At 58.6% G+C, this 9,309-nt stretch carries 8 protein-coding genes; 4 read left to right on the plus strand and 4 right to left on the minus strand.

Annotated elements, in window-relative coordinates:
- The 3 genes from VGG64_11550 to VGG64_11560 form a co-directional block, all read right to left on the minus strand.
- The coding region (locus VGG64_11550; protein HEY1600232.1) for an efflux RND transporter periplasmic adaptor subunit at positions 1-917 on the minus strand (917 nt) is incomplete at its 3' end.
- 486 nt (positions 918-1,403) lie between these two features.
- Positions 1,404-3,092 carry a thiamine pyrophosphate-binding protein gene (locus VGG64_11555; protein HEY1600233.1) on the minus strand — a complete coding sequence of 563 codons (1,689 nt, stop codon included), beginning with the start codon at positions 3,090-3,092 and terminating at the stop codon, positions 1,404-1,406.
- Positions 3,093-3,243: 151 nt separating this feature from the next.
- Positions 3,244-3,468, minus strand: coding sequence for a hypothetical protein (locus VGG64_11560; protein HEY1600234.1), 225 nt, complete (start codon positions 3,466-3,468; stop codon positions 3,244-3,246).
- Between the two features lie 346 nt (positions 3,469-3,814).
- On the opposite strand from VGG64_11560, the gene VGG64_11565 reads away from it, so the two are divergent.
- The 3 genes from VGG64_11565 to VGG64_11575 all read left to right on the plus strand — a co-directional run bounded on the left by VGG64_11565 (position 3,815) and on the right by VGG64_11575 (position 6,701).
- Positions 3,815-4,747, plus strand: a complete 933-nt coding sequence (locus VGG64_11565) for a nuclear transport factor 2 family protein (GenBank protein HEY1600235.1) — start codon at positions 3,815-3,817, stop codon at positions 4,745-4,747.
- A 176-nt stretch (positions 4,748-4,923) separates the two neighbouring features.
- Positions 4,924-5,748, plus strand: coding sequence for a hypothetical protein (locus tag VGG64_11570; GenBank protein ID HEY1600236.1), 825 nt, complete (start codon positions 4,924-4,926; stop codon positions 5,746-5,748).
- Positions 5,749-6,125: 377 nt separating this feature from the next.
- A complete protein-coding gene (locus VGG64_11575) occupies positions 6,126-6,701 on the plus strand; it encodes a lectin-like protein (GenBank protein ID HEY1600237.1) in 576 nt (191 codons plus the stop codon).
- Positions 6,702-7,091: 390 nt separating this feature from the next.
- Here the strand turns inward: VGG64_11575 and VGG64_11580 are convergent, their stop codons facing one another.
- Complete coding sequence (locus tag VGG64_11580) at positions 7,092-8,039, minus strand: ParB N-terminal domain-containing protein (GenBank protein HEY1600238.1); 948 nt, start codon at positions 8,037-8,039, stop codon at positions 7,092-7,094.
- Between the two features lie 1,014 nt (positions 8,040-9,053).
- Here VGG64_11580 and VGG64_11585 point away from each other — a divergent pair.
- Positions 9,054-9,200: a hypothetical protein gene (locus VGG64_11585; GenBank protein ID HEY1600239.1), complete on the plus strand. Its 147-nt coding sequence runs from the start codon at positions 9,054-9,056 to the stop codon at positions 9,198-9,200.
- The last annotated feature ends 109 nt before the right edge of the window (positions 9,201-9,309 follow it).

Consider the following 9,309-nt stretch of genomic DNA (forward strand, 5'->3'; position numbering starts at 1 on the left):
AACGGCTCGATATAAGGCAGATCTTCTTCGTAGGCGTGAATATAGACCGACAGCACGCCAAGGTCCGCGATCTTGAATAAGTCCGTTGACACATCGACCGTGTCTCCCTTGGCTACGTTCTTTTCGACGATTGTGCCGTCCATGGGGGCCACGATTTCGACGCGGGCCCATTCGATGTCTTCCTTACGATTGACTTCCTCGTTCTGGCCGATCTTCTCGGCTTCGGCTTTCACGAGAGCAATGTCGTCCTCACTGACCTGCCAAGAGCGCAACGTGCGCTCGGCCGTGGTGACGGCGATTTGCCCTTTCTTAACTTCGCGTTCGGCTTCACGCAGCGCATTCTCCGAAGTCGCACCACGTTCGCTAGATTCCTTCATGCGTTTATACGCCTGCTCGTCGAGGCGCAGGTTGGCCAGCGCGTCGACCAACTCGCTTTTCTTTTCGCCCAGATCCTTGCTCCACAATACGGCCAACGGCTGTCCCTTAGTCACCCGATCCATGAAACCCAGCGGACGACGCTCGCGTGTGCCGGAACGCTCCGAGGGGACTTCGATCGTGGCGACTTCGATGATCCGGCCAGGAAACAGCGAGTTCACGTGTACCAACTTATTGATGTCGATCGCCAACTCGCCACGCAGTACCAACTGCTGCTCTTGAGTTGGCAGCTTGGCCTCGGCGATCTCCATGTGATTCAGCTCAGCGACGCGACGCGGAACTTCGATGGTGGGAGCGGGCGGGGCGGGCCCTTTCGCGCGCGGGGCCAGATTAACGGCCGCCGAATGGCCGGCGTCCGCGATGGGCGTTTCACGACTGAACCAATAGCCCATCGCAAGGCAAATAACGACGACAGCGCCCGCGGCCACCGCCAAATAGCCCGCGACGGGGCGAAGCCGAGTTTTGAAGGCGTGCGAAAACATAAATCACCCAGCTTCCCAAACAAGGACCGTCATCCCAGGCTGGGTCCGGTCACCTACCGGACAATCGTTATTCGTGGCGCGACCCGCACGCAGTTTCGCGCAGTTCGCTCGTTGCAAGGTCCCCCCGGCCATTGCGCATCGGAGAAGTGTAGGTCAATTTTACGGCCCCCCCACACCCCAGCATACGGCAAAAAGCCGCACTTTTGCCCCGTCTTTGAACCATCCGCGAAAGGTCATAGCGCGGACTCAATGGCCCCTCCGCGGCGTTATCTTTCGTTACGCACACTGCGCGCAGAGAGGTTTTGGTAATCCCTTCTGAACGCCAATGCGACCATTCCACGGACGCGCACCGCCATGACACCGCCCGCCACGATGCCAGCGAGAAGTGACATCCCGCGCCGGCTAGAGGTGCGCGCCCTTGTTTCTGAACTTTTCGTCAGAATCAAGGCGCGCGGTGGCGTGGCCGAATCGAGAGAGGCATGGCCCTTAAACCTTTTTGCTCAGCTTCTCGGCCAATCGCATTAGCGCCGGGCTGCAGTCATCAACGGCCAAGTGGACATGGATCAGGCTCATGCCGCTATTGTCGGCCCACGCTTTGGTCAACGCTTCGTCAAATTCCCCTTCGGTGCGCACTTCGTATCCGGTGCCGCCGCCAAATAGCTCGGTGATCTTGGAATAGCGCCAGGGGTGAATCTCGTTGAACTCGCCCGGATGCAGATAACGCTCAGTGCCATAGCCTTGGTTATCGAGCACGATGATGATGTGATCGAAGCTATGTCGTACGATGCTCGATAGCTCGTTCGAGGTCATTTGAAAGGCCCCGTCGCCGACCAACACCACGGTACGCATGTCGGGCCGAGCCACGCCTGTGCCCAGCGATGCAGGAATCGCGAAGCCCATCGAGGTGTAATAGGCTGGTCCGATGAATTCGGTGCGCGCGTGCGTCGTCAGCTCGGTCGCGGCAAACAGCGCGTCCCCTACGTCCGAGATCACGATCGTGTTGGCGTCGAGCGATTCGTTCAGCCGCGCAATCAAGCGTGTGATCGAGATCTGAGCCTGTGGGCGGATCGCATATTTGGCGCCGTTGCCAGTCGCGCGGGGGGGGACCGGTCGTTGCGGCGGCCTCGGCTGTTGGGCGGCAAGCGCACGAATGAAATCGGCCAGCACTACGTTGTGGTAGTGATGATGACGGATGCGCAGTTCCTCGCTGGTGGCGAAAATGCACTTCGAGACGTCCAGGTTCGCCGTGTAGATTCCCATGTCGATGTCAGTGAGAAACGCACCCAGCATCAGCAGGCAATCGCTCTCTTCGACGAATTGCGTGACTTCCTCGCGTCCCATCGCCCCTTCATAGAGACCGACATAAAGTGGGTGCGTTTCCCGCACGGCGCTTTTTCCCAGGATCGTGCCGACGATCGGTATCTGGGATCCTTCGGCCAGGTTTAGCACCTCGTCCTGCAAGCCAAACCGATGAATCTCGACACCGGCCAACAGCACGGGCTTGTGGCAGTCGTTGAGAAAGCGCGTCGCCTCGGCTACGGCCTCGGCCAGGGCGTCGGGGTCGCTCGTCGGTTCGGCCCGGCGAAACTCGTAAGGCACCCCCGGCACAACCTTGACCATATCGCGCGGAATCTCGATATACACCGGCCGCTTATAGCGGGCGGCCGCCTCGAGCACGCGATCGATTTCACGAAAGGCCGTGACCGGATCCACGATCTCGGTCGCCGCCACGCACAACTTTTCGAACACTTCCAGCTGCGTGCGAAAATCGCGCACCTTGTGGTGCAACAGCGGATTGTTCGTCCGCTCGCGCATGCCGGGCGAGCCCGTGATCAGCACCACGGGCGATTTTTCCGCATAAGCACCGGCAATGCTGTTGGCCACGCTCAGCCCCCCCACGCAATACGTGACGCACACGGCCCCCATGCCATTAACGCGGGCGTAGGCATCGGCTGCAAAGCCGGCGTTGTCCTCGCGGCAGCAGCCGATGAGATTGATCGGACTATGCTCAAGCATCGAGTAGAACGAGAGCACGTAGTCGCCGGGTATGCCGAAAACGTCGCGGATGCCGTAGTCCTGGAGCCGACGAATCAGAAACTCGCCAATCGAGAGTTGATCGACAGGCTTATGCTCCAAGTAACGGCCCGACGATATGTCGCTGTGTAGTCTCGTCATTTGGGCCTCTCCTCCTGCGGTGAACCAAAATCCTCGGCGGCTGCCCAACCGCCGTCGGCGCGGATTATCCCCTATCTGCTTATTACGTGGCAATCGGAGGTTCAGTTGCGGGCCAGGCAAGAATGCCTGACCACGGGCCGGCTCTAGGGCGCTACCGATCTCGCGCTTGTCGCGCCAGCCGAGCACGGCGGGCCGCCAGCATCAGGCCCCAAAAGCCCAGATAAAAGGTCACACAACCCAGTACCATCACGGCCCGCATCGGGTTGTGATTGAACCGGTACGCTCCCACGGCGTGAAAAATGCCCCACGCCACCACGGCGACCATGATCAGGGCCAAGGCCCAAGTGTAGGAATTGCGGGTCGGTTGTTCACTCATCATGCGCCTCGGAATTCTCGTTCCTCGCGGAAGAAGCGAGATGTGGGTAAAGCCATTTCGTCCGTAGGGAGCTGCCGCCTCGCTGGCGCCACCGCTCTCGGTGTTGCAACGGGCTACTCCATTGATAGGCAGCGCCGCCGGAAAAGCAAGCCGGCTGCTGCCCTCCGCACCCCGGAAAACCGGATCAGGCGGCACGTGCTATATTAATGTGTCTTGTGCCACTACGTGGCCGGCGAGGTATCCTTTCGCAGCCGGTCCGGGGGCTGAGGTTCGTCGACGATTTAAGCACCTATTACAATGGTGCTTGCTTCTTATCCCCTTGCTGATCGCCATGATGGAGCATCCGATGCGTTTTCCTTGCTGCGTGTTGCGGCCACTGGCAGTCGCCGTGGTCTTGGCCTGCCCGCCGGTCGCTGTGGCTGCCGAGCCGGCTACTGCCGCTAAAACCGCTGCACCGTCCGGCGACGAGGCGGCCATTCGCAGCGCAACAGCCGCCTATCGCAAAGCGCTCGCCGGCGGCGATATCGATGCCATTAGCGCCTTTTGGGCTCCCGAGGCGGACTACGTCGATCAGCTCGGCCGAGCTTACAAAGTCCATGCGGGCGCCATTCGGGCCAAGCGCCTTTCGCAAGAAGCCGGCCATATTGCCCACCTGGCACCAAAGATGGACACAGGCAGCATTCGCTTCGTGACCGCGGATGTCGCCATCGAAGATGGCGCGTTCGAGCGGCCGGGGGTCGAATCTGGGCAATCTCCCTTCGGTCGCTACAGCGCGGTGTGGGTCAAACGCAACGGCAAGTGGTTGATCGACGGCGTGCGCGAGTCGCCGGTCCGGCTCGAAGCTTCGGCCAATACCCTGCAAGGACTGGAATGGATGATCGGCGATTGGGCCGGTGAAGGGCCGCAGGCTACGGCCGAGATTTCGTGCAGCTGGGGACAGGACAAGACGTACATCCTGGCGCAGTTAAAAATGCAGCCGCGCGGCGACAAGCCCGTCTCGGCCACGCAATTGATTGGCTGGGACCCGATCGAGCAACGCGTGCGGTCGTTTCTGTTCGACTCGCGCGGCGGATTCACCGAAGGAACCTGGACCAACGAAGGGGATGCCTGGAACGTCAGGAACACCGCCGTACTGCCCGATGGTAAACGCGTTGTCTCGACCAAACTATTCAGCCGAATCGACGACAATACCGCAGTCTGGGAATCGCTCGACGAATCCGATGGCCAGCTGGGCACGGACATGCGATTACGTATGACCCGTAATCAAAACAAAAAATAGCGATCCCCAGGACCGGCATCGCTTCTAGTCCCAACTTAAAGCGAATTGACGCCAAGTAACCTGACTTCGTCGCATACGAAAGTAGCATTATGAAGTACCCAACTCTCTGTCGAATTTGGCCGTCAATGCCATCTCCGCGCGCCCGCGAGAGGGCCGGCAGCGAAAGGAGCGATAGCGTGTCCGCGCATCGCCTAGCCATCACACCCGCACGTCTGGCGGCAACAACAGCTATGCTCTGCGCCATCGGTCTGTTTGTCATGACGCCACGTAGCACGGTCGCACAAGCAACCGCGCCGGCCCAGGGCGCTGCATCAAAGGGCACCGCAACGTCCGGCGGGGCGAAGGCGAAATCGGCAGCGGCTGCTACCCCAGCGCACGCCGAGGATTCGGCCGCCCGCGACCGGATACTCAATAGTGCGCCGTGGAAGCAGATGCTCCAATCGTTCGAAGTGTGGCTGGACTCACAGACGCTGTACGACCCGCAGCAGGTCAAGCAGATACGAGCGCGGCTGGCCGCCGGCATTAGCCGCATGACCAGCGGTCAACTGCAATGGTTCTTGACCGATATGGAAGCCAAAATGGAAATCTTGAACAGCCCGCGGGCCCATGACGCGCAAGACTATCTCGCGCAAACTTTGGCAGTGGCATCGCCGGCGTATGCGCGCAAGATTCGCGATCGCGTGCCCGACGTGTTGACCTCGACCGCCGCCCAACTGAATCAGCGTCTGTCGGCGTTCGCGGCCAAGCAACATTCGACGATCGACATGCAAAAGACGTTCGAGGACGCCCGACAGCAACAGATCGCCACCAATGCGGCGCAGTTGGCATCCCAGCAACAGGAAAGCGAACGTGCTCTGGACCGCGCGCAAGCGTCGGCCGCCTCCAGCGGTTCGAAAAGCAACAATTTCACGCCAGCCCGCGATTACTTTCCCAACGCCGGCAACGACGGCCCCTTCGGCCCGGGCACTTCGATCGGCTTCTGGGGCGGCGGGTTTTTCTAAACTGCTGCCCTGCCGAATATCTGCGAGCCTCTGGCGACAAACGGCTCTGCCGCGCTGCGAAGAAATAGTCCGTGCCGCCAGACAGTTACTCTGCGTGCGACGTCTCGCGCCACACGACGACGTGCATCTCTGCCATTTCGTTGCCCCTCACTTGATGGGGCCTTATCATGCCGGCAACACTCTAGTTGCCAAACGTCTTGCGTGGGCAGGTTCGGAACGACCTTTAGAAGTGTTCCGTGCTCCCCAGTGGGAAGTCGCGCGGCCGTCATTTCCGTTGACTGTTATCCCATCCGCGGAGCCGTCGTGCGCACGAATTGCAACCGAGCGTTGCATCGCCTGCGGACCGCGAAACATTTAACAAATCAAGGAGAACGCAAATGAGACTCAAGCTGTCGATCGCGGTTCTTTTCGCCGCCAGCGCGTCGGTCGGTTCAACACTCCGGGCGGGCGTCATCAGCGGTCCCATCGTCGATCCGGCCAACCACCATTCCTACTACCTGCTGGATGCTGATAGCTGGACGGCGTCGGAAGCCGAGGCAAAGACGCTGGGCGGTGACCTGGCCACCATCCGCAACGCAGCAGAAAACGCTTGGGTGTTCGATACCTTTAGCGGAGGTCAACGCAACCTGTGGATCGGGCTCAACGACGGCGGTTTTACGGGCACCTTCAGTTGGGCCGATAACGAGCCGTTCGTCTATTCCAACTGGGACGTGGCCAATGGCCAACCGAACCTCGGACCAGAACGCTGGGTCTTCATCGTGAAAGGCAACCTCGGCAACGGCGAACTAGCGGAGCACTGGCACGACATCATCGACAATCCCACGCCGAGTTACTTTTGGGTGGGCCCCGTCTACGGAGTCGTTGAGGTCGTGCCCGAGCCGTCGGCGCTGATCCTGGCAGCGCTGGGCGGACTCGCACTGTTCGCATTTCGCAGACAGGCATGCCGCGCATGAGTACAGCGCAACCCCGGCGCCCGATTTTATCCGACGCGACCCACGGCGCGGGACCAACATTTTTCCGGCCGGCCTCATCGTCGTGCGCGAGCCGTCGACGGTCTTGCTAGGCGTCATCGCCGGGCTTGGCCTTATGGCGAGCCGACGACGCCGGACGGCCTGAGCTGCGCTCAACCTTTCGGAGGCATTTGTCGAATACGGCAAGGAACTCGGCAGCGGCGCGGGTGGCCTTTTGACGAAGGCCGTTTCGCGCCGCTACAACAGCGGACATGAAAACGCATCGCGAATGCCTGACGTTCAATATTCCCGCGCGGATGGACTTTCTGAACATCACCCCGCAAGTCGAAGCGGCGGTCGCCCAGAGCGGCGTGCAAGAGGGCCTGGTGCTGGTCAACGCAATGCACCATTCGGACGCTCGCCTATATGCCCGGAGTTGGGAAAAATTTCGACGTTCACGAGTTCGCTTTTGGGGTATTTCTTGCCTGTGGACCGAAATGTCAGGTTGATTTTTTCGATGCACTGGAGGACGGCCTGAGCTTTTCGGCGGTTGTCACTCTTTGGGTCGTCCAAGAGGTCTTCGGCGGCCACAAGGGACATAACGTGCGAGTAAGTCTCCTCGCGAACTCGTTGGAGTTCGGCCGACCAGTTCTTCAGAGTTCCCTTCAACTGCTCTATTCCCTGCTCCAAAGCAGAAATCCGCTCGTTTGCCTTTTCGATCGCTCGGTTGGCTTTAGCTGGGTCGAGGTTCAGAATCCGCTCGGTCAACGTCGTGTGCTTGTCTTCGAGTTCGCCTATCTTTTGGCGAATGTGGGCTTCGTCTCTCTTGAAATAATGCTCGTAGGCCTTATGGATCGGGGCCATAAACACTGCCAGCCCTTCAATCCATTCTTCCGGTGTCGTTGGTGGCAGCCTCTTTGTCAATTTTGGGGAATTGGCGAAGACGGTTTTGTAGTTATAAGGGCGAAGCTTTCCGTCATTGCCTTTGAATTCCTCGATTGTTGGAATGTCGCCATTCTTGACCAACTCGGCTCGTACGTCCTTCACAGTGTTATGCGAGCATCCGATCATCTTGGACAACTGATTGTCGTTCGTCTTAGTGTGTTGTTTGAGGTAATTCCCAATTGCCTTGCGACGGTCGTTGGCAGTCAGATGACGGCGATTCGAGTTGAGCCGCAGAGCCGTCACCAGGCGATGGGCATCATCATCGAATTGAGTCACGAGGATTGGGCACTCCTTCCCCAATTCGTCGGCAATTCTCTTGCGATGGTGGCCGTCAATAATGACGGTCGGGTCGTCCGCATCGACAACGATGGGCACTTGTACACCGTTGGTCTCGATGTCCTTCTTTAATTAGTCGTAGACATTCGTAGGCAGTGCAGGAAACAACTGAAATGTACTCACGGCATTCTCCTTCAATAGAATGGAAAAGGGGGGTAATGCCGGTTTAGGTACAGATGTATTCGTGCTATCCATCAATAGCCGTTGATGGGTCACAAACTTGTCGAATCGACATGTTGAACTGTTAAACGCGTTGGGTTTGAAGCAATCGGGCCGAGCTACGAAAAGTCCTCGAACAGAAGTCGCCTGATGACGCGAGGAGCCAGTTCGACGACTGACATTGGGAATTCGAGTGTGCTCTTCTCGATTGAATCCCGCTGGCAGGTGCATTAGACAACCAGACTAACGCCTCCAGCTCGACCTCGCCGTCAATGAAAATAAGCGTCACGTCGCATGCCTCCCCTTTCGATTCAAGGATAAGCAGGAGTCGATAACTTGGTCACCCCGATGCCAGTGTTCGGAGAGTCCGGCAAACGCAAAGGGTCGAGCATCTTTGAATCGAACGTAAAAAGGCTGCTTGGTTGCTCCCACTTTTTTCCATTCGTAGAACCCGTCAGCCACGACCAGACAGCGGCCTTTCTTGAACGCTTGTCGATATGCCGGCTTCATGGCCACGGATTCAGCCCTGGCATTAATCATCCGATAGCCAATTGACGGGTCATCAGCCCAGGAGGGAACAAGTCCCCAACGAAATAACGACAATTGCCTAGTACCCGATTGACGTTCGAGCCGAATAGCCGCCACCTGTTGAGTTGGAGCGATGTTGAACCTTGGCTTCACATCGAGTGCCGAAGTCGGCCCGAATGCTTCGACAATGGCTTTGGCAGGTGTTCGCAGCGTGAAGCGACCGCACATGACAGAAGTATTCCACGTTCGCCAACAGGATGTCATTGGGACTGGTATTCTACCGAACGTCTGATGAGCCCGGTACAATCGACTTCAAGGGTTGCCCAAGGAAAAGGTCGCTGATGGTGGCCGAAGGGCTTCTCCCATTCCCCTCGTCGAGAAAATGCCATGCACGACGAATTCGAGGGGCGAGTCCACGCAGCCGCAGTGGCCGGATGGTGGGTGCTGCTCGCGGCCATAGGTTTCTTAACGTTTAGCTGGCTCGCCTACCTGATCTCGATGGCGAGCTATAACCGAATGTTGTGGATGGGTTAGTTGAAAAAGGCGGCGTACTTGGGTTTGAATTTGGTTTCTTAAGGACCCAATTCCCCAGGAGTACGCCACCATGGCTGAGAGTATCAATTCGACGTTGTCGTTGCCAGTC

This window comes from Pirellulales bacterium (genome assembly GCA_036490175.1).
Lineage (GTDB): Bacteria > Planctomycetota > Planctomycetia > Pirellulales > JACPPG01 > JACPPG01.